This window comes from Pseudomonas sp. FW305-3-2-15-E-TSA4 (genome assembly GCF_058787295.1).
In genome coordinates, this window is the sequence record NZ_JBYSZP010000013.1 from 52,272 (window position 1) to 75,575 (window position 23,304).

Annotated in this window: 17 protein-coding genes and 1 tRNA gene; 16 read left to right on the forward strand and 2 right to left on the reverse strand. The window is 60.1% G+C overall.

Annotation, left to right across the window (positions count from 1 at the left end; translation table 11 throughout):
- The first annotated feature begins 453 nt into the window (after positions 1-453).
- The 15 genes from dnaG (at position 454) to AC3WMV_RS18620 (ending at position 20,301) form a co-directional block, all read left to right on the forward strand.
- Entirely contained in the window at positions 454-2,418 is a 1,965-nt protein-coding gene (dnaG, locus tag AC3WMV_RS18550) for a DNA primase (RefSeq protein WP_103368685.1), read from the forward strand.
- Positions 2,419-2,485: 67 nt separating this feature from the next.
- The gene (gene rpoD, locus AC3WMV_RS18555; protein ID WP_027610709.1) at positions 2,486-4,333 is read left to right on the forward strand and encodes an RNA polymerase sigma factor RpoD; all 1,848 of its coding nucleotides are present in this window, start codon (positions 2,486-2,488) and stop codon (positions 4,331-4,333) included.
- Between the two features lie 126 nt (positions 4,334-4,459).
- Positions 4,460-8,206: a bifunctional diguanylate cyclase/phosphodiesterase gene (locus tag AC3WMV_RS18560; protein WP_103368686.1), complete on the forward strand. Its 3,747-nt coding sequence runs from the start codon at positions 4,460-4,462 to the stop codon at positions 8,204-8,206.
- Between the two features lie 15 nt (positions 8,207-8,221).
- Positions 8,222-8,298, forward strand: a tRNA-Ile gene (locus AC3WMV_RS18565).
- A gap of 202 nt (positions 8,299-8,500) precedes the next feature.
- The gene (locus AC3WMV_RS18570) at positions 8,501-9,067 is read left to right on the forward strand and encodes a PBECR2 nuclease fold domain-containing protein (RefSeq protein WP_103368687.1); all 567 of its coding nucleotides are present in this window, start codon (positions 8,501-8,503) and stop codon (positions 9,065-9,067) included.
- A 295-nt stretch (positions 9,068-9,362) separates the two neighbouring features.
- Positions 9,363-9,824, forward strand: coding sequence for an Lrp/AsnC family transcriptional regulator (locus tag AC3WMV_RS18575; RefSeq protein WP_027610706.1), 462 nt, complete (start codon positions 9,363-9,365; stop codon positions 9,822-9,824).
- A 207-nt stretch (positions 9,825-10,031) separates the two neighbouring features.
- Complete coding sequence (locus AC3WMV_RS18580) at positions 10,032-11,714, forward strand: flavin monoamine oxidase family protein (protein WP_103368688.1); 1,683 nt, start codon at positions 10,032-10,034, stop codon at positions 11,712-11,714.
- Positions 11,715-11,726: 12 nt separating this feature from the next.
- A complete protein-coding gene (locus tag AC3WMV_RS18585; RefSeq protein WP_041070017.1) occupies positions 11,727-12,521 on the forward strand; it encodes a carbon-nitrogen hydrolase family protein in 795 nt (264 codons plus the stop codon).
- Positions 12,522-12,569: 48 nt separating this feature from the next.
- Entirely contained in the window at positions 12,570-14,987 is a 2,418-nt protein-coding gene (pqqF, locus tag AC3WMV_RS18590; RefSeq protein ID WP_103368689.1) for a pyrroloquinoline quinone biosynthesis protein PqqF, read from the forward strand.
- Between the two features lie 158 nt (positions 14,988-15,145).
- Positions 15,146-15,220 (forward strand): pyrroloquinoline quinone precursor peptide PqqA, encoded by a 75-nt coding sequence (gene pqqA / locus AC3WMV_RS18595; RefSeq protein ID WP_003422658.1) that lies wholly within the window; start codon positions 15,146-15,148, stop codon positions 15,218-15,220.
- An 81-nt stretch (positions 15,221-15,301) separates the two neighbouring features.
- Complete coding sequence (gene pqqB / locus AC3WMV_RS18600) at positions 15,302-16,213, forward strand: pyrroloquinoline quinone biosynthesis protein PqqB (protein ID WP_041070011.1); 912 nt, start codon at positions 15,302-15,304, stop codon at positions 16,211-16,213.
- Between the two features lie 142 nt (positions 16,214-16,355).
- Positions 16,356-17,108, forward strand: a complete 753-nt coding sequence (gene pqqC, locus AC3WMV_RS18605) for a pyrroloquinoline-quinone synthase PqqC (RefSeq protein WP_207264483.1) — start codon at positions 16,356-16,358, stop codon at positions 17,106-17,108.
- The gene (gene pqqD / locus AC3WMV_RS18610; protein WP_003228880.1) at positions 17,105-17,380 is read left to right on the forward strand and encodes a pyrroloquinoline quinone biosynthesis peptide chaperone PqqD; all 276 of its coding nucleotides are present in this window, start codon (positions 17,105-17,107) and stop codon (positions 17,378-17,380) included. Before pqqC ends, pqqD begins: the two co-directional genes overlap by 4 nt.
- Complete coding sequence (gene pqqE, locus AC3WMV_RS18615; RefSeq protein WP_103368690.1) at positions 17,352-18,524, forward strand: pyrroloquinoline quinone biosynthesis protein PqqE; 1,173 nt, start codon at positions 17,352-17,354, stop codon at positions 18,522-18,524. The genes pqqD and pqqE overlap by 29 nt, the downstream gene beginning before the upstream one ends.
- A complete protein-coding gene (locus AC3WMV_RS18620; RefSeq protein ID WP_103368691.1) occupies positions 18,490-20,301 on the forward strand; it encodes a S9 family peptidase in 1,812 nt (603 codons plus the stop codon). The genes pqqE and AC3WMV_RS18620 overlap by 35 nt, the downstream gene beginning before the upstream one ends.
- 133 nt (positions 20,302-20,434) lie before the next feature.
- Here the strand turns inward: AC3WMV_RS18620 and AC3WMV_RS18625 are convergent, their stop codons facing one another.
- Complete coding sequence (locus AC3WMV_RS18625; protein ID WP_003228885.1) at positions 20,435-20,593, reverse strand: YqaE/Pmp3 family membrane protein; 159 nt, start codon at positions 20,591-20,593, stop codon at positions 20,435-20,437.
- 196 nt (positions 20,594-20,789) lie between these two features.
- The gene (locus tag AC3WMV_RS18630) at positions 20,790-22,073 is read right to left on the reverse strand and encodes an aspartate aminotransferase family protein (protein WP_103368692.1); all 1,284 of its coding nucleotides are present in this window, start codon (positions 22,071-22,073) and stop codon (positions 20,790-20,792) included.
- Positions 22,074-22,242: 169 nt separating this feature from the next.
- Between AC3WMV_RS18630 and AC3WMV_RS18635 the strand changes: the two genes are divergently transcribed.
- Complete coding sequence (locus tag AC3WMV_RS18635; protein WP_103368693.1) at positions 22,243-23,172, forward strand: LysR family transcriptional regulator; 930 nt, start codon at positions 22,243-22,245, stop codon at positions 23,170-23,172.
- Positions 23,173-23,304 lie beyond the last annotated feature (132 nt).

Below are 23,304 nucleotides of genomic sequence, written 5' to 3' on the forward strand. Positions count from 1 at the left end.
CCTAAGCCCGGCCCTCAGCCGGGCTAATGGCATTTGCGTAAAACGCTTGATGCTTCACCGTCGAAGCCGCACACGCGACCGAGACAAATCTGCTTCACGCGTCAGACCTGGCTCTTTTGCCAGCGGTGCACGTCTTTTCTGACGAGCCTTTCAAGGCTACTGACGAGCACACCCACTGATTCCTCTTACGACGATCAGCCCAAGGCACCTGCATGCGTGCCCGTTTTATTGAGCTATCCGGGGCCATTTATCGGCCGTCAGCGGATTCAGCGCAACACTTTCAAATAGTCGAAAACTGATGAGTACTAACGTCAGTGGTTTTTCGGCAGATACACTTCCCGACAGCGATCACGCAACCGAACCCGGTCGAGCCGCCCATTTTGTGCGCCTCACTCAAGACCTGCGTCCGGCCGCCCTTCGCATCGGACTCATTACAGCGCAGACGAGAACGCCATGGCCGGGCTGATTCCCCAGAGCTTTATTGACGACCTCCTGAACCGCACCGACATCGTCGACGTGGTCAGCTCGCGTGTGCAACTGAAAAAGGCCGGCAAGAACTACACCGCCTGCTGCCCGTTCCATAAAGAGAAAACCCCATCGTTCAGCGTCAGCCCCGACAAGCAGTTCTATTACTGCTTCGGCTGCGGCGCCGGCGGCAACGCCCTCGGCTTTCTCATGGACCACGACAACCTGGATTTCCCCCAGGCGGTTGAGGACCTGGCTAAAGCCGCCGGCATGGAAATCCCCCGCGAAGAAAGTGGCCGCCCGCACAAACCGCGGCAGCCAACCGATTCGCCGCTGTACCCGCTGCTCACCGCCGCCGCCGATTTCTACCGCCAGGCGCTCAAGAGTCATCCGGCGCGCAAGGCTGCGGTGGATTATCTCAAGGGCCGCGGACTGACCGGCGAGATCGCCCGGGACTTCGGTCTCGGCTTCGCGCCGCCGGGCTGGTACAACCTGTTCAAACATTTGAGCAGCGACACTTTGCAGCAGAAGGCCATGATCGACGCCGGACTGCTGATCGAGAACGCCGAAACCGGCAAACGCTATGACCGCTTCCGCGATCGCGTGATGTTCCCGATCCGCGATACCCGCGGCCGCATCATCGCTTTCGGTGGCCGGGTACTCGGCGACGACAAGCCTAAATACCTGAACTCGCCGGAAACCCCGGTCTTTCATAAAGGCCAGGAGCTCTACGGCCTCTATGAAGCACGCAAGAACAACCGCAACCTCGACGAAATCATCGTCGTCGAGGGCTACATGGACGTCATCGCCCTCGCCCAGCAAGGTTTGCGCAATGCCGTCGCGACCCTGGGCACTGCAACCAGCGAAGAACACCTCAAGCGTCTGTTTCGGGTAGTGCCGAACGTTTTGTTCTGCTTCGACGGTGACCAGGCCGGCCGCAACGCCGCATGGCGCGCACTGGAAGCAACATTGCCGTGCCTGCAGGACGGGCGCCGCGCGCGGTTTCTGTTTTTGCCCGAAGGCGAAGACCCGGACACCCTGGTTCGCGCCGAAGGCACTGATGCCTTCAAGGCCCGAATCAACCAACATGCGCAACCGCTGGCCGATTATTTCTTCCAGCAACTGACCGAGGAAGCCGATCCGCGCTCGCTCGAAGGCAAGGCCCATATGGCCACCCTCGCCGCGCCGCTGATCGACAAAGTGCCGGGCGCCAACCTGCGCATCCTGATGCGCCAGCGCTTGACCGAAATTACCGGTCTGAGCAGCGAAACCGTCAGCCAGCTGGCGCAAAGCGCGCCGCAGGAAGCGCCGCCCGCCTACGATCCGGGCATCGATTACGACGCAATGCCGGATTACAGCGACTACCATCAGCCGCAGGCACAAGACATGTATGTGCCGCAGCAGGAGTGGACGCCGAAGAAACCCGGCGCCGGCGGCAAGAAATGGGACAAGAAACCCTGGGACAAGAACGGCAAGCGTGGCGGCGATCGCGATCAACAACGCCCGCGCACGCCGATTGGCGTCGAATCACCGACCCTGACCGCCCTGCGAACATTGCTGCATCACCCGCAACTGGCCGAGCGCGTCGAGGACGCCGGGCACATTGCGGACGAAAATCAGACCAACGCACAGTTGCTTGTGGCGCTGCTCGAAGCCGTACAGAAGAATCCCAAGCTAAACTCATTTCAGTTGATCGCGCGATGGCACGGCACTGAACAGGGTCGCTTGTTGAAAGCGCTGGCGGAAAAGGAGTGGCTGATTGACGGAGAAAACCTTGAACAACAGTTTTTCGACACCATTACTAGCTTGTCAGCCCGCCAACGCGAGCGAAATCTGGAACAGTTGCTCAGGAAAGCGCGTCAAAGCGAACTGAGCGCCGAAGAGAAAAATCAACTGCGCGACCTTTTAAGTCGCAATGTTTCCGCATCAAACCCGACCTCAACTGGCGCGTGAGGTCATAGCTCAGGTATAATCCTCGGCTTGTTTTTTGCCCGCCAAGACCTTCAGTGGATAGGGTGTTATGTCCGGAAAAGCGCAACAGCAGTCTCGTATTATTGAGTTGATCAAACTGGGTCGTGAGCAGAAGTATCTGACTTACGCCGAGGTCAACGACCATCTGCCCGAGGATATTTCAGATCCGGAGCAGGTGGAAGACATCATCCGCATGATTAACGACATGGGGATCCCCGTACACGAGAGTGCTCCGGATGCGGACGCCCTTATGTTGGCCGACGCCGATACCGACGAGGCCGCTGCGGAAGAAGCAGCCGCTGCGTTGGCAGCGGTGGAGACCGATATCGGTCGCACCACTGACCCGGTGCGCATGTACATGCGTGAAATGGGTACGGTCGAGCTTCTGACTCGTGAAGGCGAAATCGAAATCGCCAAACGTATCGAAGAAGGCATCCGTGAAGTGATGAGCGCGATCGCGCACTTCCCTGGCACGGTTGACCACATTCTCTCCGAGTACACTCGCGTCACCACCGAGGGTGGTCGCCTGTCCGACGTTCTGAGCGGTTACATCGACCCGGACGACGGCATTGCGCCGCCGGCCGCCGAAGTGCCACCGCCGATCGACGCGAAAGCCGCCAAGGCTGACGACGATACCGACGACGATGACGCCGAATCTTCGGATGACGAAGAAGAAGCCGAAAGCGGTCCGGATCCGGTCATCGCGGCCCAGCGTTTTGGCGCTGTGTCCGATCAGATGGAAATCACCCGCAAGGCCCTGAAAAAGCACGGTCGTCACAACAAGGCAGCGATTGCCGAGTTGCTGGCCCTGGCCGAGCTGTTCATGCCGATCAAACTGGTGCCGAAGCAATTCGAAGCCCTGGTCGAGCGTGTTCGCAGCGCCCTGGATCGTCTGCGTCAGCAAGAGCGCGCGATCATGCAACTGTGTGTACGTGATGCACGTATGCCTCGCGCCGATTTCCTGCGTCAGTTCCCGGGCAATGAAGTCGACGAAAGCTGGTCCGACGCCCTGGCCAAAGGCAAGAGCAAATACGCCGAAGCCATTGGTCGCGTCCAGCCGGACATCATCCGTTGCCAGCAGAAACTGATCGCGCTGGAAACCGAGACCGGTCTGACCATCGCCGAAATCAAGGACATCAACCGTCGCATGTCGATCGGTGAGGCCAAGGCCCGCCGCGCGAAGAAAGAGATGGTTGAAGCCAACTTGCGTCTGGTGATCTCGATCGCCAAGAAGTACACCAACCGCGGCCTGCAATTCCTCGATCTGATCCAGGAAGGCAACATCGGTCTGATGAAAGCGGTGGACAAGTTCGAATACCGTCGTGGTTACAAGTTCTCGACTTATGCCACCTGGTGGATCCGTCAGGCGATCACTCGCTCGATCGCCGACCAGGCCCGCACCATCCGTATTCCGGTGCACATGATCGAGACAATCAACAAGCTCAACCGCATTTCCCGCCAGATGCTGCAGGAAATGGGTCGCGAACCGACCCCGGAAGAGCTGGGCGAACGCATGGAAATGCCTGAGGACAAGATCCGCAAGGTATTGAAGATCGCTAAAGAGCCGATCTCCATGGAAACCCCGATCGGTGATGACGAAGACTCTCATCTGGGTGACTTCATCGAAGACTCGACCATGCAGTCGCCAATCGATGTTGCAACCGTTGAAAGCCTGAAAGAAGCGACTCGCGAAGTGCTGTCCGGCCTCACTGCCCGTGAAGCCAAGGTTCTGCGCATGCGCTTCGGTATCGACATGAACACCGACCACACACTCGAAGAAGTGGGCAAACAGTTTGACGTAACGCGTGAGCGGATCCGTCAGATCGAAGCCAAGGCGCTGCGCAAGCTGCGCCACCCGACGCGAAGCGAGCATCTGCGCTCCTTCCTCGACGAGTGATACCAGAACCCCCGGCCCAGGCCGGGGGTTTTGTTTATGCGGCAGATTAAATCCCTCGCACCGCCCCTCCCCGGCATACCCCGTCTACACTCGAAACAATGAATCCCGTGCCATAACGAGACGGTTATGCCCAGACTGGCGCCCGTGCTTTTCTTGCTGTCACTGATGATCTGGACCGCAACGGCTGACGCGCTGACTCTGACCGATGAAGAACGTAGCTGGCTGGCGGCTCACCCGGACTTGCGCCTGGGTGTCGATGCATCGTGGCCGCCGTTCGAGTTCCGCGATGAACAGAATCGCTATCAAGGCCTGGCCGCCGACTATATCGACGTGATCCGCCAGCGCCTGTCGATCAAACTCAATCCGGTCGAGCCATCGAGCTGGACCGAAGTGCTGGCGCAGGTGAAAACCGGCAAGATCGACCTGCTGCCAGGGATCATGTCCACGCCGGAGCGCCAGAACTATCTGTCGTTTACCCGCCCCTACCTCGACTTTCCGATCGTGATTCTCGCCCATATCGGCGGCGCACAACCGCGCAAAATCGAGGACCTGTACGGTCTGAAGATCGCCGTGGTGGAAAACTACGCCCCCCACGAACTTCTGCGCACCCACCATCCCGACCTGAATCTGGTGGCCATGCCCAATGTCAGCTCGGCCTTGCAGGCTCTGGCTACCGATGAGGTAGACGCCGTGGTCGGCGACCTTGCCTCCAGCGTCTGGAGTCTGCGCCAGCTCAAGCTCGACGGTTTATACGTGAGCGGCGAAACGCCGTATCGCTATCAGCTGGCAATGGGCGTACCCCGCGACAACAAAATGCTGGTGGGTATTCTGGACAAAGTCCTCGCGGACATGAGCCCCGAGGAAATCAGCAGCATTCAGGAACATTGGGTCGGTAATGTTCTGGACCATCGGACATTCTGGTCGGATCTTCTGATCTATGGCCTTCCGGGCCTGTTGCTGCTGGTCAGCATTCTGGCGGTGGTCATTCGCATCAATCGCCGCTTGAGTTCGGAAATCGCCCGCCGCGTCGATCTAGAACAGGAATTGCGCAGCAGCGAATATCATTACCGCGGATTGGTCGAGAGCCTGTCGGCCATCGCCTGGGAAGCGCGCATGAGCGACTTCACCTACAGCTATGTGTCGCCCCATGCCGAAGATCTGCTCGGTTATCCACAGGCGCACTGGCTGATTCCGGGCTTCTGGCGCAACATCATTCACCCCGCCGACCTGACCCGCGCCCAGGCCATTTGCGATGAGGCGGTACGCGACGGACGCGATCACACCCTCGACTATCGGGTGATCACCGCTGACGGGCGCTGCCTGTGGGTGCGTGACATTGTCAGTCTGATTGAACATGGCCATGAGCCTGTGATGCGCGGGCTGATGATCGACATCAGCGAAACCAAGCGCACTGAGGAGGCGCTGCGGCTTTCGGAGCAGAAGTTCGCGTCGGTGTTCCAGCAATGCCCGGATATCCTCGTGATCGCGCGGTTGTCCGACGGCTGTCTGCTGGAGGTCAACGAAGCCTTTGAAGAGCAGATTGGCCTGAAGGCGGAAGACGTGGTCGGCCAGACCGCCACTGAACTGAATATCTGGGGCATCCCCGGGGTCGGGCCCGGGCTGTTACAGCGCTTGCAGGCCGGCAGCATCCGCAACCTGGAGATGCCCTTTCGCCGCAACAACGGCCAGGTGTTCACCGGTCTGATCTCCGCCGAGCCCTTCGACCTCGACACCACTCCGGCGCTGGTGGTGGTCGTGCGCGACATCACCCAGCTCAAGGAAACCCAACAGCAACTGCAAACCTCTGAAGAGAAGTTCGCCAAGGCCTTTCACGCCTCGCCGGACGGCTTGTTGCTGTCGCGTCAGAGCGATGGCTTGCTGCTGGAAGTCAACGAGGGCTTCAGCCGCATCACCGGGTTCAACAGCGCGATGTCGGTGGATCGCTCGGCGTTGGATCTGGGGATCTGGGTCAACCTCAACGAACGCAAGCAGATGCTCGACCTGCTGCACCGCGACGGCTTCGTACGCGATTTCACCTGCCATATCCGCCGCAGCGACGGGCAAATCCGACTGTGCGAAGTCTCCAGCCGTCCGTTGCCGATCGGCGAAGAAGACTGCATGTTGACCATTGCCCGGGACATCACCGAGCGCCATTTGATGCAGGAAAAACTGCAGCAGGCCGCCACCGTTTTCGAGAGCACCGCCGAAGGCGTGTTGATCACCGACACCCAGCAGCACATCAGCGCGGTGAACCGTGCGTTCACCGAAATCACCGGCTACAGCGAAAGCGAAGCCCTCGGTCACACCCCGCGTCTGCTCGCCTCGGGACTGCATGACAGCGCGTTTTATGCGGCAATGTGGCACCAGTTGACTGCTGAGGGACACTGGCAGGGCGAGATTTCCAACCGGCGCAAGAACGGCGAGTTGTATCCGAGCTGGCTGACCATCAGCGCCGTACGCAACCGCGACAAGTTCATCACCCACTTCGTCGCGGTGTTCGCCGATATCTCTAGCCTCAAACACGCACAAGCCAAGCTCGATTATCAGGCGCACCACGACCCGCTCACCGGCCTGCCGAATCGCACCCTGTTCGAAAGTCGCCTGCTCACCGCGCTGAACAGTCAGCAGGAAAACGGTGGTCAGGGCGCGGTGCTGTTCCTCGATCTCGACCGCTTCAAACACATCAACGACAGCCTCGGCCACCCGGTTGGCGATCTGCTGCTCAAAGGCATTGCCGTGCGTTTGAAAGAACAACTGCGTGATATCGACACCGTCGCACGACTGGGCGGTGATGAATTCATCATTCTGCTGCCGGGTCTGCAACAAGCCAGCGATGCCGACAACATCGCATTCAAACTGCTCAACTGCTTTGGCGCACCGTTTCAGGCCGGTGAGCACGAGTTCTTCATCAGCGCCAGCATCGGCACCAGCCTCTATCCACGGGATGGCTGCGATGTCGCCACCTTGGTGAAAAACGCCGACGCGGCGATGTACCGCTCCAAGGCCAAGGGCCGCAACCGCGTCGAAAGCTACACTCGCGACCTCACTGCCCAGGCCAGCGAGCGCGTGGCACTGGAGCACGAACTGCGCCGGGCCATCGAGCGCGAAGAGTTGTTCCTCTACTACCAACCGAAAATCAGCCTCGACGACCATCGCCTGGTCGGTGCCGAAGCACTGATCCGCTGGCGTCACCCGACCTTCGGCGAAGTGCCGCCGGAGCACTTCATTCCACTGGCCGAAGAGAACGGCATGATCCTGCAGATCGGCGATTGGGTGCTCGAGACCGCCTGCCGGCAGATGTTCGAGTGGAGCCAGATCTACGACAGCCTCGGCCCGCTGTCAGTCAACCTCGCCGGTGCGCAACTACGCCAGCCGAATCTGCTCGGACGCATCGAACAACTGCTCAGGGACAACCGTCTGCAGCCGGATTTACTGCAACTGGAAATTACCGAAAACTTCATCATGAGCCAGGCCGAGGAGGCCTTGGCGGTGCTGCACCAGCTCAAACACTTGGGCGTACAACTGGCGATCGACGACTTCGGCACCGGTTATTCTTCGCTCAGCTACCTCAAACGCCTGCCGCTGGACATCCTCAAGATCGACCAGTCCTTTGTTCGCGGACTGCCCGATGACCCGCACGACGCGGCGATTGTCCGCGCGATCATCGCTCTGGGCCGGAGCATGCAATTCACCGTGATCGCCGAAGGCGTCGAGACCCAGGCCCAGCAACAATTCCTCGCCGCCGAAGGCTGCGAACAGATCCAGGGCTACATCGTCAGCCTGCCGCTACCTCCGGAAGAATTCGCCGCAACGTTTCTTCGTGTAACCGTATCGGATTATTCGGATAGCACAGCCGCCAAACCGTCGCTATAATCCGCGGCCTACTGAGGGCCTATAGCTCAGTTGGTTAGAGCAGAGGACTCATAATCCTTTGGTCCACGGTTCAAGTCCGTGTGGGCCCACCACATTTGAAAGCCGCGCTACATGCGCGGCTTTTTCTTGGGCGATCAGTTGAGGGGACAATCTTTGCGAGCGCAATGTTCGGAAGACCTCCCCGAAGGCTGTAGGAATGTTCCGAAGTTATGTTTTCTCCCCTCCCCGCGCCTTGTTGACTGTTTCCCCAGACAAGTAATCTCCGGACGCCACTGCCCGTCCAAGATTGTTTTTATGCTTGTGAATGCTGCGCCACTGATAAAGGAAGCAGCCGATCAACAAACCTGGATCGACCTTGCTCTACCCGATCTGAGAACGTTATCGCGAGAGCTTCGGTCAGCCGCAATAGAAGAAATAAAGAGGGCTGACGACGCAGAAGGCGCCCTCAAAATCCTCTTGGATCACTTCGGGTTCTTCGACGACTCCGTATTGGCGGTTACCATCCTCACGCCTATTGGAAACGTTGCAGTCATGCGAGACAAACTGGCCCATATAGTCGAGAAACGTCCAGACTCCCGAGAACGCTATGTTCGGCATGCCATCGACACGCTGGCGGGACCATTAGAAGTATGGAAAGTCCTCTACGATAATGGCGGTTTCCGATTGGCATTCATCAACGCCTATGAGGCAAAAAACGACATGCTCGTCGTGGTCGATGTGCGGAACGGGCACGTCCTCTGGAATTTCATGCACGCTCCGTCAAGAGCAATGAACAAGCACCGCCATGGCGATCTTTTGTACAAGCGGTACATTCTTGAAGACAAAGAAAAGGGCAGCCATTTGGCTGCCCTTTATATTTGAATCCTGATATTTGCATCCTCAGGAAATGGGATGAAGAGGTCTCACCTTACACCGATGTTGCAGCATCGCTGAGGTACCTACGTCCGCTAAAGCCCTGCAAGGCAGCAGATTTCGCGCTCTTGTTGGCATTCTTGATAAATAGGCCCGGCAAGTCAAACCAAATATTTGATGTTTGTTTTGGCGCAACAATTGCCTCCAGGCATAAGTGACGTGCTCAGTCATCGCCTGCAGCGTGTCGCAGTTAGTGCCTGTAACATGCAAACTCATCCGCCCTCAACAGTCACGGAGCCGCCCCTTGCCCGACACCCGCCCCCCCGCCTTAGACGAAATCGACCGCCAGCTGATCGCCGCCCTGCAAATCAACGCCCGCGAAAGCGTGGCCATGCTTGCCCGGCAGCTGGGCATTGCGCGGACCACCGTCACATCGCGGTTGGCGCGGCTGGAGAGGGCCAAGGTGATCACCGGTTATGGCGTACGTTTGGGGCAGCGCGTGGTCGATGGCGGGTTGCAGGCGTATGTCGGGATAAAGGTGCAGCCGCGTTCCGGCAAAGAGGTATTGCGCCGGTTGAGCGCGATGGCGCAGGTGCAGCAGTTGTGTGCGGTGAGTGGCGAATTTGATTATGTGGCGTGGCTGCGCACAGATTCGCCGGAGCAGCTCGATCAGTTGCTGGATCAGATTGGCAGTGTGGATGGGGTGGAGAAGACCACGACCTCGATCATTTTGAGCAGCAAGATTGATCGGGGGCAGCCGGTTTGAGCGCTGGTGAGCTTGATTGCCTCATCGCGAGCAGGCTCACTCCTACATTTGGTCGGAGTGAAGTCAGTAATCGTCATATTGATCAGTTAACTGGCAAAACGACGACACTTTGCGTCTTATTAACGTGTTCTACGCTCCCTAGAATGGCTGGCATCTTTTCCTATACTCAGACGCGCATCCTGCGTCGGGTCGCCAGCAAGGTCAGCCATGAACAAGAACAATCGCCATCCTGCAGACGGTAAGAAACCCGTCACCATTTTCGGCCCGGACTTTCCGTTCGCCTTCGACGACTGGATCGAACACCCGGCCGGTCTCGGCAGCATTCCTGAACACCATCACGGCGCTGAAGTGGCGATTGTCGGCGCGGGTATCGCGGGTATGGTGGCCGCCTACGAACTGATGAAGCTCGGCTTGAAACCAGTGGTGTACGAGGCCTCGAAACTGGGTGGCCGCCTGCGTTCGCAAGCGTTCAACGGCACCGACGGCATCGTCGCGGAACTGGGTGGCATGCGTTTCCCGGTGTCCTCAACTGCGTTTTATCATTACGTCGACAAGCTCGGTCTCGAGACCAAACCGTTCCCGAACCCGCTGACGCCGGCCTCCGGCAGCACGGTGATCGATCTCGAAGGCAAAACCCATTACGCACAAAGCCTGAAGGATCTTCCTGCACTGTTCCAGGAAGTGGCTGACGCCTGGGCGGATGCGCTGGAGGCGGGCTCGCAGTTCGCTGATATCCAGCAAGCCATCCGTGATCGTGATGTGCCACGCCTCAAAGAGCTGTGGAACAAACTAGTGCCGCTGTGGGACGACCGCACGTTCTACGACTTCGTGGCCACGTCCAAGGCCTTCGCCAAGCTGTCGTTCCATCACCGCGAGGTGTTCGGTCAGGTCGGTTTCGGTACCGGTGGCTGGGACTCGGACTTCCCCAATTCGATGCTGGAAATCTTCCGCGTGGTGATGACCAACTGCGACGATCACCAGCATCTGGTAGTTGGCGGTGTGGAACAAGTGCCGCAAGGCATCTGGCGCCATGTGCCGGAGCGCTGCGTGCACTGGCCGGAAGGCACCAGCCTGAAATCCCTGCACCGTGGCGCGCCGCGTTCCGGCGTGAAGAAAATCGCTCACGCGCCGGACGGCCGTTTCGCCGTCACCGACAACAACGGCGACACCCGCGAATACGCCGCCGTGCTGACCACCTGCCAGAGCTGGCTGCTGACCACGCAGATCGAATGCGACGAAACCCTGTTCTCGCAGAAGATGTGGATGGCGCTGGATCGCACGCGCTACATGCAGTCGTCGAAGACCTTCGTCATGGTCGACCGGCCATTCTGGAAGGACAAGGACCCGGAAACCGGTCGCGACCTGATGAGCATGACCCTCACCGATCGCCTGACCCGCGGCACCTATCTGTTCGACAACGGTGACGACAAGCCGGGAGTGATCTGCCTGTCCTACTCGTGGATGAGCGACGCGCTGAAGATGCTGCCGCACCCGGTGGAAAAACGCGTAGAGCTGGCGTTGAACGCGCTGAAGAAGATCTACCCGAAAGTCGATATCGCCGCGCGGATCATCGGCGATCCGATCACCGTGTCGTGGGAAGCCGACCCGTACTTCCTCGGCGCATTCAAAGGCGCCCTGCCCGGCCACTATCGCTACAACCAGCGCATGTACGCGCACTTCATGCAGGACGACATGCCAGCCGAGCAGCGGGGGATTTTCATCGCCGGTGACGACGTATCGTGGACCCCGGCGTGGGTCGAAGGCGCGGTGCAGACGTCGCTCAACGCGGTGTGGGGGATCATGAAGCATTTCGGCGGTTCGACACATAAAGAGAACCCGGGCCCGGGTGATGTGTTCAAAGACATCGGCCCTATCGCCCTGCCCGAGTAAGAGGAATTCCCGATGCGTGTCGCCCTTTACCAATGTCCACCGCTGCCCCTGGAACCCGCCGCCAACCTGCATCGCCTGCAGCAACTGGCAATGGAGGCCAAGGGTGCCGACCTGCTGGTGCTGCCGGAGATGTTCCTGACCGGCTACAACATCGGCGCCGAGGCAGTCAGTACGCTGGCCGAGGTCTACAACGGTGAATGGGCGCAACAGATCGGTCGAATCGCCAAAGCCGCCGGGCTGGCGATTGCTTACGGTTACCCCGAGCGCACGGCCGACGGGCAGATCTACAACGCCGTGCAGTTGATCGACGCGCACGGCGAGCGCCTGTGCAATTACCGCAAGACCCATCTGTTCGGCGATCTTGATCGATCGATGTTCAGCCCCGGCGAAGATGATTTTCCGGTGGTTGAACTCAACGGCTGGAAACTCGGTTTTCTGATCTGCTACGACCTGGAGTTTCCGGAGAACGCGCGACGTCTGGCGCTGGCCGGTGCCGAGCTGATTCTGGTGCCGACGGCAAACATGATTCCGTTCGATTTCGTCGCTGACGTTACCGTGCGTTCCCGTGCCTTCGAAAACCAGTGTTACGTGGCGTACGCCAATTATTGCGGGCAGGAAGGCGAGATCCACTATTGCGGACAAAGCAGCATCGCCGCGCCGGACGGCAGCCGTATCGCCCAGGCCGGACTCGATGAAGCATTGATCGTCGGTGAGCTGGATCGACAGTTGATGGCAGATTCCCGCGCCGCCAATCGCTACCTCAACGACCGTCGTCCCGAGCTTTACCACGCGTTGAACAAGCGCTGACCCCACCCAATCCGCTAGCATTGGCACTTCACTGTTCTGGAAGTGCCCATGCCTGCGCCGACTCACCCCCGCCCCCACACTGAAACCCTGCCAAACGGCTTGCGCGTGACCCTGCGTCAGGTGCCCGGCTTGAAGCGCAGTGCCGCTGCGTTGCGGGTGGCTGCCGGTAGCCATGACGTGCCACTCAAGTGGCCGGGGCTGGCGCATTTTCTTGAGCATTTGCTGTTTCTCGGCACTGAGCGTTTTCCTGCGAGTCAGGCGCTGATGGCCTACGTGCAAAGTCACGGTGGGCAGGTGAATGCCAGCACCCGCGAGCGCACGACAGACTTCTTCTTTGAATTGCCGACCGCTGCCTTCAGCGCCGGGCTTGAGCGTCTGTCAGACATGCTCGCCCGTCCGCGTATGAATTCGCACGATCAGTTGCGCGAACGGGAAGTGCTGGACGCGGAATTCGTCGCGTGGTCGCAAGATCCGACGGCTCAGCAGGAACTGGCGTTGTACGAAGGGTTGCCCGCTACACATCCGCTGCGCGGGTTTCATGCGGGAAATCGCGACAGCCTGAAAGTTGAGTTACCAGCGTTTCAACAGGCGCTGAAAGATTTCCACCGGCAGTTTTATCGCACCGGACAAATGACGCTGAGCCTGGTCGGGCCGCAGAGCATCGAGGAATTGCGCGTACTGGCGCAGCAGTTCGCCGCCGTGCTGCCGGTTGGGGATAAGGTCGAGCAAGCAGCGCCGCTGCCATTGGCGGTAAAAAGTTATCAACAGGTCGGCGAGCGAAGCGGCAATCTGTTGTTCGCTTTCGAAGCGCTGCCCGACTCGTCCGCCGAAGCGCTGGCGTTTCTCTGCCATTGGCTGAACAGCGCCAAGCCCGGCGGGCTGCTCGCCCATTTGCAGCAACACCGCCTCGCGGATAGTTTGAAAGCCGTGCCGCTGTATCAGTTCGCCGGGCAAGCGCTGCTGCATCTGCAATTCACCGCCCCCGCCGAATCTCTGAGCGTCATTGGTGAACAACTGCTGGACTGGTTGAGCTTCTTTGCCGCGCAACAGGACTGGGCAGCGCTGCGCGAGGAGTACACCAGGCTGCTTGAGCGTCAGCAGCAAATCAGCAGCGCCCTGCAACTGGCGCGGCTCGACAGTGAACAACGCGAACACGGTCTGTCGGAAAACGGCGTTGTTGCGCTCAAACAGATCCTGCGCGACATCGGTGTTGTGGATAACTTCAGCGACCATTGGCACCTGCCTGCCGCCAACCCTTTCCTGGGTTGCAACGAACCGCTGGCCAATGCCGGCCTGATTCGCGGCCAGACCAGCGCCCATCGTGGGTTGCGGACTTTCGCTCAGGATCGCTCGCGCGGTCGGCGTGAGCGTTCACCGATGCAATTCAGCCAGGCGCTGCCGGAGCATAGCGATCACGGCGCGATTTACCTGCGTTGGCAAACGGAGGCGGCGGCCGGCACAGATCTGCAAGGCAAGCTGCGACGCAGTCTGCGGGAAACTCAGGAAGATGCGCGGCAGGCCGGCGTCGAGTTGGCGTTCAGTGCCACCGGCACGCAGTGGCTGCTGAAACTGACCGGCCTGCAGGAGCCGATGCCCAGTGTCCTCGAACACGCGCTGAAATGTCTGACGCAAATTGACGCTGATTCAGCGGGCGCAGAGCCAGAAGCGCCGTTGATACCGATCCGCCAGTTGCTCAAGGCGTTGCCTGAATATTGTCTGTCATCGGCCGTCGAGTCGAATGACGTCAAACAGCTGTGGACAACTTCGCGCTGGGACGGACTGGCCCTTGGTCTCAACGCACAGACGCAATCGGCCATGGGCCTGGCCCTGAGCCGCATCCCCGGCACACCGGACAATCAATTGCCGGCAGCGACGGCGATCAACCCGCAACATCTGTGGAGCCACATCGACACCGCGTCCAGCGAGCATGCGTTGCTGCTGTTCTGCCCGAGCGCCAGCCGCGAGATCGCCGACGAAGCCGCCTGGCGCTTGCTCGCGCAGCTGTGTCAGACACCGTTCTACCAGCGCCTGCGGGTCGAATTGCAATTGGGCTACGCAGTGTTCAGCGCCTTGCGGCAGATGCATGGCCAGAGTGGATTGCTGTTCGGCGTGCAGTCGCCAGATACTGCGCCAGTTGAGCTGCTCGGCCATATCCAGCAGTTCCTCGAGGGCATTCCTGCGCTGATCGAAAACCTCGATGAAGAGGCCTTCAACCAACAACGCCAGTCACTCGCGGATCAGTTCGATGAGAGTCATCTGTCCGGCAAAGACGCCGCCGAGTTGCTGTGGCAGGCCAAGCTCGCCGGCCACTCGTCGGATTATCTGGCGCAACTGCACACAGCCATTGGTCAGCTGAAACGCTCAACATTGCTGGAGGCAGCGCAGCGGTTGCTCAACGCCAAGGGCGGCTGGCGCTGCCTGGCCAACGAATCGTCACCCGGCGCGCCGTGGCAAGCGACAAAATGATCATTACCAAGGCTGCAAGGAGCTTTCTCAAAGATTCACGGGCAATACCGTTGAAATTTTGAGTAACATAGCAGCCTAACTATTTGGAACATCCCTGCGCTGCCGTGGACTATAACTATGGACAGCGCTATCCCACCCACCCAATGAGGAGTCACCCTATGTCCTGGACAAAACCGGCTTACACCGACCTGCGTATCGGCTTCGAAGTCACCATGTACTTCGCCAGCCGCTGAGTTCTGCCTACGCAGACTTGCAGTGCAACGCCTCGGCTCGCCGGGGCGTTTTATTTTCAGCGTTGAAAGATGGGAGCGTTCATGTTCGTCCAGATTCTGGGTTCGGCCGCCGGTGGCGGATTTCCGCAGTGGAACTGTAACTGCGTCAATTGCGCAGGCTTTCGCGACGGCAGCCTGAATGCCAAGGCCCGTACCCAATCGTCCATCGCAATTTCCGATGATGGCGTGAACTGGGTGCTGTGCAACGCTTCGCCGGACATCCGCGCGCAACTGCAGAGCTTCGCCCCGATGCAACCGGGCCGTGCACTGCGCGACACCGGCATCAGCGCGATCATCCTGATGGACAGCCAGATCGACCACACCACCGGCCTGCTCAGCCTGCGCGAAGGCTGCCCGCATCAGGTCTGGTGCACGGACATGGTTCACGAAGATTTGAGCACCGGTTTCCCGCTGTTCAAGATGCTGACCCACTGGAACGGCGGACTGAACTGGAATCGCATCGAGCTCGACCAGAGCTTCACTGTCGCTGCCTGCCCGAACCTGCGTTTCACCCCGCTGCCGTTGCGCAGCGCCGCGCCACCGTATTCGCCGCACCGTTTCGACCCGCACCCGGGCGACAACATCGGCCTGATCGTCGAAGACCTGAACACCGGCGGCAAACTGTTCTACGCACCGGGGCTGGGCAAGGTTGATGCGCCATTGCTGGAGATCATGGCCGGCAGTGATTGCCTGCTGGTGGACGGCACGCTGTGGGATGACGATGAAATGCAGCGCCGTGGCGTCGGCACCCGCACCGGTCGCGAGATGGGCCACCTGGCGCAGAACGGCCCCGGCGGCATGCTCGAAGTGCTGGAGCAGTTGCCCGAGCAGCGCAAGGTGCTTATCCACATCAACAATACCAACCCGATTCTCGATGAAGATTCGCCGGAGCGCGCGGAGCTGGCGCGGCGTAATGTTGAAGTGGCGTTTGATGGCATGAGTATTGTGCTGTAAGCCGCAGATACCGATGCGCGGCCCTTCGCGAGCAGGCTCGCTCCCACATTTGGAATGCGATCAACCTGTGGGAGCGAGCCTGCTCGCGAAGAGGCCAGTGCAAACAGAAAAGATTTCTAGGGTTGTTCCCCGGAGAACCGCAATGACCGACACCCCGCTGTCCCCCGCCGAATTCGAAGCCGCCCTGCGCGCCAAAGGCGCCTACTACCACATCTACCACCCGTATCACGTGACGATGTACGAAGGCCGTGCCACCCGCGAGCAGATTCAGGGCTGGGTCGCCAACCGCTTCTACTATCAGGTGAACATCCCCCTGAAAGACGCGGCGATCCTCGCCAATTGCCCGGATCGCGAGATTCGCCGGGAGTGGATTCAACGCCTGCTCGACCACGATGGCGCCCCCGGTGAAGACGGCGGCATTGAAGCCTGGCTGCGGCTCGGTCAGGCGGTCGGCCTCGACCCGGATCAACTGCGCTCCCAGGAACTGGTGCTGCCCGGCGTGCGTTTCGCCGTCGATGCCTACGTCAATTTCGCTCGCCGCGCCAGTTGGCAGGAAGCCGCCAGCAGTTCGTTGACCGAGCTGTTCGCGCCGCAGATCCACCAGTCGCGCCTCGACAGCTGGCCGCGGCATTACCCATGGATCGACCCGGCCGGTTACGAATATTTCCGCACTCGCCTCGGTCAGGCGCGGCGCGATGTCGAGCATGGTCTGGCGATCACGCTCGAGCACTACAAGACCCGCGAGGGTCAGGAGCGCATGCTGGAAATTCTCCAGTTCAAACTGGACATTCTTTGGAGCATGCTCGATGCCATGAGCATGGCTTACGAACTGAACCGCCCGCCGTATCACAGCGTCACCGAGCAGCGGGTCTGGCACAAAGGAATCACCCTATGAGTTTTGATCGCAGCAAGATCCCGACCTGGCGTCCCGGCTACCGTTTCCAGTACGAACCGGCGCAAAAAGGTCATGTGCTGCTCTACCCCGAGGGCATGATCAAGCTCAACGACAGCGCCGCGCTGATCGGCGGTTTGATCGACGGTGAACGCGATGTCGCGGCGATCATCGCCAAACTCGACGAGCAGTTTCCCGGCGTGCCCGAGCTCGGTGAAGACATCGAGCAATTCATGGAGGTTGCCCGTGCGCAGCACTGGATCGAACTTGCCTGAAGCATCGGTGCAAGTACCGCCAAAATCTGAAGTCGGCCTGCCGCTGTGGCTGCTCGCCGAGCTGACCTACCGCTGCCCGCTGCAATGCCCGTACTGCTCCAATCCACTGGATTTCGCCGAGCAGGGCAAAGAGCTGAGCACCGAGCAGTGGATCAAGGTGTTCCGCGAAGCGCGGGAGATGGGCGCGGCGCAATTGGGGTTTTCCGGTGGCGAACCGCTGGTGCGTCAGGACCTCGCCGAACTGATCCGTGAAGCGCGACAGTTGGGTTTCTACACCAACCTAATCACTTCCGGCATCGGTCTGACCGAGCAAAAAATCAGCGACTTCAAAAAGGCTGGTCTCGATCACATCCAGATCAGTTTCCAGGCCAGCGACGAGCAAGTGAACAACCTGCTCGCCGGCTCGAAAAAAGCCTTCGCGCAGAAACTGGAAATGGCTCGCGCGGTGAAGGCCCACGGCTATCCGATGGTGCTGAACTTCGTCACCCACCGGCACAACATCGACAAGATCGACCGCATCATCGAGCTGTGTATTGCGCTCGAAGCGGACTTCGTCGAACTCGCCACCTGCCAGTTCTACGGCTGGGCACAGCTCAACCGTGTCGGCCTGTTGCCGACCAAAGAGCAACTGGTGCGCGCCGAACGCATCACCAACGAATACCGCGCCAAACTGGAAGCCGAAGGGCATCCGTGCAAGCTGATTTTCGTCACCCCGGACTACTACGAAGAACGCCCGAAAGCCTGCATGAACGGTTGGGGCAGCATCTTTCTGACGGTTACCCCGGACGGCACTGCCCTGCCCTGTCATGGTGCCCGACAGCTGCCGGTACAATTTCCCAACGTGCGCGACCACAGCATGCAGCATATCTGGTACGACTCGTTCGGCTTCAACCGCTTTCGCGGTTACGACTGGATGCCCGAGCCATGCCGCTCCTGCGACGAGAAGGAACAGGACTTCGGCGGCTGCCGCTGTCAGGCGTTCATGCTCACGGGGGACGCGAGCAATGCCGACCCGGTGTGCAGCAAGTCCGAACATCACGGCGTGATTCTCAAGGCCCGAGAAGAAGCCGAGACCGCCACCCAGACCATCGAACAACTGGCCTTCCGTAATGAACGAAACTCACGCCTCATCGCCAAGGGCTGAGCCTTTCAGCGCCGCCCAGGCTGTCGCCGCCGGAATGGATTTCGCCGAACTGCAACTCGGTGCCCACGGTTTGTTCTGGAATGAATATCGCCCGGAAGATGCCGCGTGCCGGATCTGGCACTGGCGAGACGGCGTGGCGAAATGTCTGACGCCGGATGGCTTCAGTGTGCGTAGCCGGGTGTACGAATATGGCGGTGGTGCGTTTTGTCTGACGCCAAGTGGAGTGGTTTTCGTCAATGAGGCGGATCAGCAGTTGTATCGGCAGGCGTTGGATGGCGCGCCCGAGGTGCTGACTTCTGGCGAGTGTCGTTATGGCGATCTGCATTGTGCTTTCGGCCAGGTGCTGGCGGTTGAGGAACTGCGCGACCAGCATCGGCTGGTAGCGATTGATCTGGCCGACGGCACCCGGCATTTGCTGGCTGAAGGTGCGGATTTTTATGCAGCACCGGTGATCAGCCCGGACGGTTCGCGATTGGCCTGGATCGAGTGGAGTCGGCCGCATCAGCCTTGGACATCCACGCGATTGATGGTGGCCGAGCGTCTGGCTGAGGGTGGCTTTGGCGCACCGCGTTGCGTGGCGGGGGCTGACCTTGAAGAGTCGATCCAGCAACCGCGGTTCGACGCGAAAGGACGCTTGTTGTGCCTGACTGATCGCGGCGGTTTCTGGCAGCCGTGGCGCGCAACGTCCGACGGCTTGCATCGACTGCCCTGTGCCGAGGCCGATCATGCGCCCGCCCCGTGGCAAATGGGTGGCAGCACCTGGTTGCCGGTGGGCGATTCGTTTCTGGCGAGCTGGAGCGAAGGCGGTTTTGGTCGCCTGGCGCTCGACGGCGAAGACTTCACCGGCGACTACAGCCGCTTCCGCCATCTGGCGCTGGATCAGCAATTTATCTATTGCATCGCCGCTTCGCCGATCAGCCCTTCTGCGGTGATCGCCATTGATCGCGCTACCCTCGAAGTGAATGTGCTGGCTGGCGGTGTGGCGCCTTTGCCGGCGGAGTGCATCAGCCGTCCGCAGACCTTGCGCTACCCGAGCGGCAGCGGTGAGGCTCACGGGTTCTTCTATCCGGCGATGAACGACGAAGCCCAGCCGCCACTGGTGGTATTCATCCACGGCGGCCCGACGTCGGCCTGCTACCCGATGCTTGACCCGCGCATTCAGTACTGGACGCAGCGTGGTTTCGCCGTCGCCGACCTCAACTATCGCGGCAGCAGCGGTTACGGTCGCGAATATCGTCAGGCGTTGCATCTGAGTTGGGGTGAGGTGGATGTCGAGGACGCCTGCGCAGTGGTGGCATATCTGGCCGAGCAAGGTCTGATCGACGGCGAGCGCGCGTTTATCCGCGGCGGCAGCGCCGGGGGTTACACCACGTTATGCGCGTTGGCGTTTCAGCAGGTGTTCCGCGCGGGCGCCAGCCTCTATGGCGTCAGCGACCCGGTGGCATTGGCCCGGGCAACCCACAAGTTTGAAGGTGATTATCTGGACTGGCTGATCGGTGATCCTGAGCAGGACGCCGAGCGCTACGCCGCCCGCACGCCGCTACTGCATGCGAGCAACATCCGTGTGCCGGTGATTTTCTTTCAGGGTGAGCTGGATGCGGTGGTGGTGCCGCAACAGACCCGCGACATGGTCGCGGCGCTGGAGCAAAACGGCATCCCGGTCGAGGCGCATTACTACGCCGACGAACGCCATGGTTTCCGTCGCGCCGCCAATCAGGCGCATGCGCTGGAGCAGGAGTGGCGGTTTTATCGGCGGGTGATGGGGTTGGCGGACTGATCACCGCCCCAATTCAAAATAGCGTCGTCCCATTCGCAAGCAGGCTCGCTCCCACATTGGATCTGTGTTGTGCACAAAATCCCCTGTGGGAGCGAGCCTGCTCGCGAAAGCTATCTATCAGGTGCCGCTGAACTCAGCGCTTGGCGATGATGTACACCGCATGCACGATCCCGGGAATGTAGCCGCACAGCGTCAGCAGAATGTTCAGCCAAAACGCCCCGCCGAACCCGACCTGCAGAAACACACCCAGTGGCGGCAACAGAATAGCGATGATGATACGAATGAAGTCCATGGGTCAGCTCCTGAATGGGGGTTGGCTCACATGAGCCATACAAGCTAATCGACCTGCGCCGTTCGTCAGGGTTCAGTGCAAACGCCATTTGATCGCCACCATCGGGCACAAAAAAACGCCCCACGCCAAAAGAATCAGGCGTGGGGCGTGCGTTATACCGCGAGACGGTTCTTCAAATCGGGCAGGAAACTTCAGCTCAGACGGCAATCCCTTTGCGGCATTGCAGTTGCGCGGTACGCACTCGCGAGAAGGCGCGGGCCAGGCGCAGGAGCATTTCGTCGATGTTGGCCTTGCTGACGGTGAGTGCCGGGGTGAAACGCAGGCAGTTGGCTTGCGGCGCGTTGAGCAGCAGGCCTTCGTGCAAGGCGGCTTTGACTACGGCATCGGCGGAATCCTCTGACAGGCTCAGTCCCCAGAACAGGCCTTGACCACGCAGTTCGCCATGCCCGTAGCGGTGTGCCAATCGAGCTAGACCTTCGCGCAGGTGCTGGCCGAGGTCTTTGACCTGTTCAAGAAATGCCCGGTCCTGCACGCTATCAAGCACCACCAGGCCGGCCGCGGTCATCAGCGCGTTGCCGTGATGAGTGCCGCCCAGTTCACCGGCGTCAAAACAGCAGGCCTTGCCACGGGCCAATAACGCCGCCAGAGGAACACCGCCGCCGAGGCCTTTGCCGAGCACAACGATATCGGCGCGCACGCCGTAGGACTGTTCGGCGAGCAAAGTGCCACAGCGCCCGATGCCGGTCTGCACTTCGTCGAGGATCAGCAAAATGCCCAATTCTCGGCACAGACGCTCGACGCCTTTGAGGTAATGCTCGGTGGCCGGAATCACCCCGGCATCGCTCTGGATCGGTTCGAGCATGATCGCCACGGTTTGCGCATCGACAGCCGCATGCAGCGCCGGCAAATCGTTGAACGGCACCAGATCGAAACCCGGCAGCAACGGTGCGAAGCGGTTGTGCAGGTTGCAACTGTCCGACGCGGAAATCGTTGCCAGGCTGCGGCCATGGCAACCCTGCTTCGCAACAATGATCCGCGAGGCGCCGCCACGATGCAGTTGGCCCCATTTGCGCGCCAGTTTGATCGCTGCCTCACAGGCCTCGCTGCCGCTGTTGAGCAGGTAAGCCTGATCGCTGGAGGTGCTGGCGCACAGGCGTTCGGCAAGGCTGAGCATGCCGCGGTTGTGCAGATTGAAACCGGGATTGATCAGCGCTTGGGCCTGACTGGCGATGGCTTTGACCAGCGCCGAAGGGCTGTGGCCGAGGCTGTTGGCGCCGCCGGCCTGGGAGAAGTCGAGATAAGCGCGGTCGTTGCTGTCCCACAACCAGGATCCCTGGCCACGCACGAAGACCTGCGCCGGTCGCTCGACGCTGGGCATCAGTCGCTCGGCATTCAGGCTATCGCCTGCCTGGGGTGGACCGGCCTCGAAAGCGAGGTCATCGAGACTCGGCGCCTGACGCCGCAGACTGAACAGATTCATTGCAAAAAACCTTGCTTGAGGTTTTTTGAACCGCCTATGCAAACACTGTCGAAGCAAACGCTATTCATCGCGCTCTCTGGCCCTGTAAGCCTTGTGATTGCGGTTAGACTAGGCTCACTGACGGCTTCGGGCCATTTCGATTTACCAGCATTTTCGATAAGCATTACTTATGGATTTCAAACAACTGCGTTATTTCGTCGCGGTCTACGAAGAGGGCCATGTCGGCCGCGCGGCCGAACGCCTGTCGATTTCGCAACCAGCACTGTCGCAGCAGATTCGCCAGCTCGAACAGAACCTCGATGTCACGCTGTTCGAACGCAGCAGCAAACGCCTGTTGCCGACCCTTGCCGCGCACACGCTGTACAACCACGCCGTGCCGCTGCTCGACGGTTTGCAGCGGGCGCGGGAAGCGCTGGGCAACTTCAAGGGGCAGGCCTTGCGCACGCTGGCGATCGGCGTACTGCAAACCGTGCACACCAGCCTTGTGCCGCAAATGCTCGAACGGGTGCGCAAGGCGCAGCCGCATCTTGTGGTGCAGATCTATGAACTGACGGGGCAGGAGATTGAGCGACGCCTGCTCAATGGCTCGCTGGACATCGGCATCAGCTACCTGCCGCCGCGCCAACCGGGGCTGCATGGCGTGATGCTGTACGAGGACGAACTGACGCTGGTCATCCCGGCGGATCACCCGCTGCGTGAATTCAAGAAGGTCTCGATGCGGCAGGCAGCGGAATTGCCGATGTTGCTGCTGGGCGAAGAGTTTCAGATCCGGCAGATTTGGCAGGCTCAGTTGACCAGCCTGGGTAGGCGCCCGCAAGTACAGGCCGAGCTGAACAATATGCTGGGGATTCTCGACAGTCTGCCGCACACCAAACTGGCGACGGTGCTGCCCGGGCGTTCACAGAAGGAATACGACGATGAGGATCTGTTGTGGAAGCCGTTGAGCGAACCACGGGTGCCGCTGAAGGTAGGGCTGGTGTGCCGCGATGTGCAGCGCCAGCAGGCATCTTTGGCGTTGCTGCGCACGTTGCTGGAAGAAGTGATTCAGCGTGAAGACAAACCGCTGAAAGCAGCGCCGCCACTGGATCCGCTGGCCTGAAAACTTTTCTGCAGGCAAAAGAAAACCCCGCCGAAGCGGGGCTTTGCAGACTGTTTCCCTGACATCCATTTCACTCCGCCACCCTGGCAGAATCCTACGTGTCCGTGTTGTTGCTTTGCGCTTCCTGCGCGA

What these genes read in the sequence shown, in the direction of transcription:
- dnaG (WP_103368685.1), top strand. Translation starts at nt 454, where the DNA reads ATGGCCGGGCTGATTCCCCAGAGCTTTATTGACGACCTCCTGAACCGC.
- rpoD (WP_027610709.1), top strand. Translation starts at nt 2,486, where the DNA reads ATGTCCGGAAAAGCGCAACAGCAGTCTCGTATTATTGAGTTGATCAAA.
- AC3WMV_RS18560 (WP_103368686.1), top strand. Translation starts at nt 4,460, where the DNA reads ATGCCCAGACTGGCGCCCGTGCTTTTCTTGCTGTCACTGATGATCTGG.
- AC3WMV_RS18570 (WP_103368687.1), top strand. Translation starts at nt 8,501, where the DNA reads ATGCTTGTGAATGCTGCGCCACTGATAAAGGAAGCAGCCGATCAACAA.
- AC3WMV_RS18580 (WP_103368688.1), top strand. Translation starts at nt 10,032, where the DNA reads ATGAACAAGAACAATCGCCATCCTGCAGACGGTAAGAAACCCGTCACC.
- AC3WMV_RS18585 (WP_041070017.1), top strand. Translation starts at nt 11,727, where the DNA reads ATGCGTGTCGCCCTTTACCAATGTCCACCGCTGCCCCTGGAACCCGCC.
- pqqF (WP_103368689.1), top strand. Translation starts at nt 12,570, where the DNA reads ATGCCTGCGCCGACTCACCCCCGCCCCCACACTGAAACCCTGCCAAAC.
- pqqB (WP_041070011.1), top strand. Translation starts at nt 15,302, where the DNA reads ATGTTCGTCCAGATTCTGGGTTCGGCCGCCGGTGGCGGATTTCCGCAG.
- pqqC (WP_207264483.1), top strand. Translation starts at nt 16,356, where the DNA reads ATGACCGACACCCCGCTGTCCCCCGCCGAATTCGAAGCCGCCCTGCGC.
- pqqD (WP_003228880.1), top strand. Translation starts at nt 17,105, where the DNA reads ATGAGTTTTGATCGCAGCAAGATCCCGACCTGGCGTCCCGGCTACCGT.
- AC3WMV_RS18620 (WP_103368691.1), top strand. Translation starts at nt 18,490, where the DNA reads ATGAACGAAACTCACGCCTCATCGCCAAGGGCTGAGCCTTTCAGCGCC.
- AC3WMV_RS18625 (WP_003228885.1), bottom strand. Translation starts at nt 20,593, where the DNA reads ATGGACTTCATTCGTATCATCATCGCTATTCTGTTGCCGCCACTGGGT.
- AC3WMV_RS18630 (WP_103368692.1), bottom strand. Translation starts at nt 22,073, where the DNA reads ATGAATCTGTTCAGTCTGCGGCGTCAGGCGCCGAGTCTCGATGACCTC.
- AC3WMV_RS18635 (WP_103368693.1), top strand. Translation starts at nt 22,243, where the DNA reads ATGGATTTCAAACAACTGCGTTATTTCGTCGCGGTCTACGAAGAGGGC.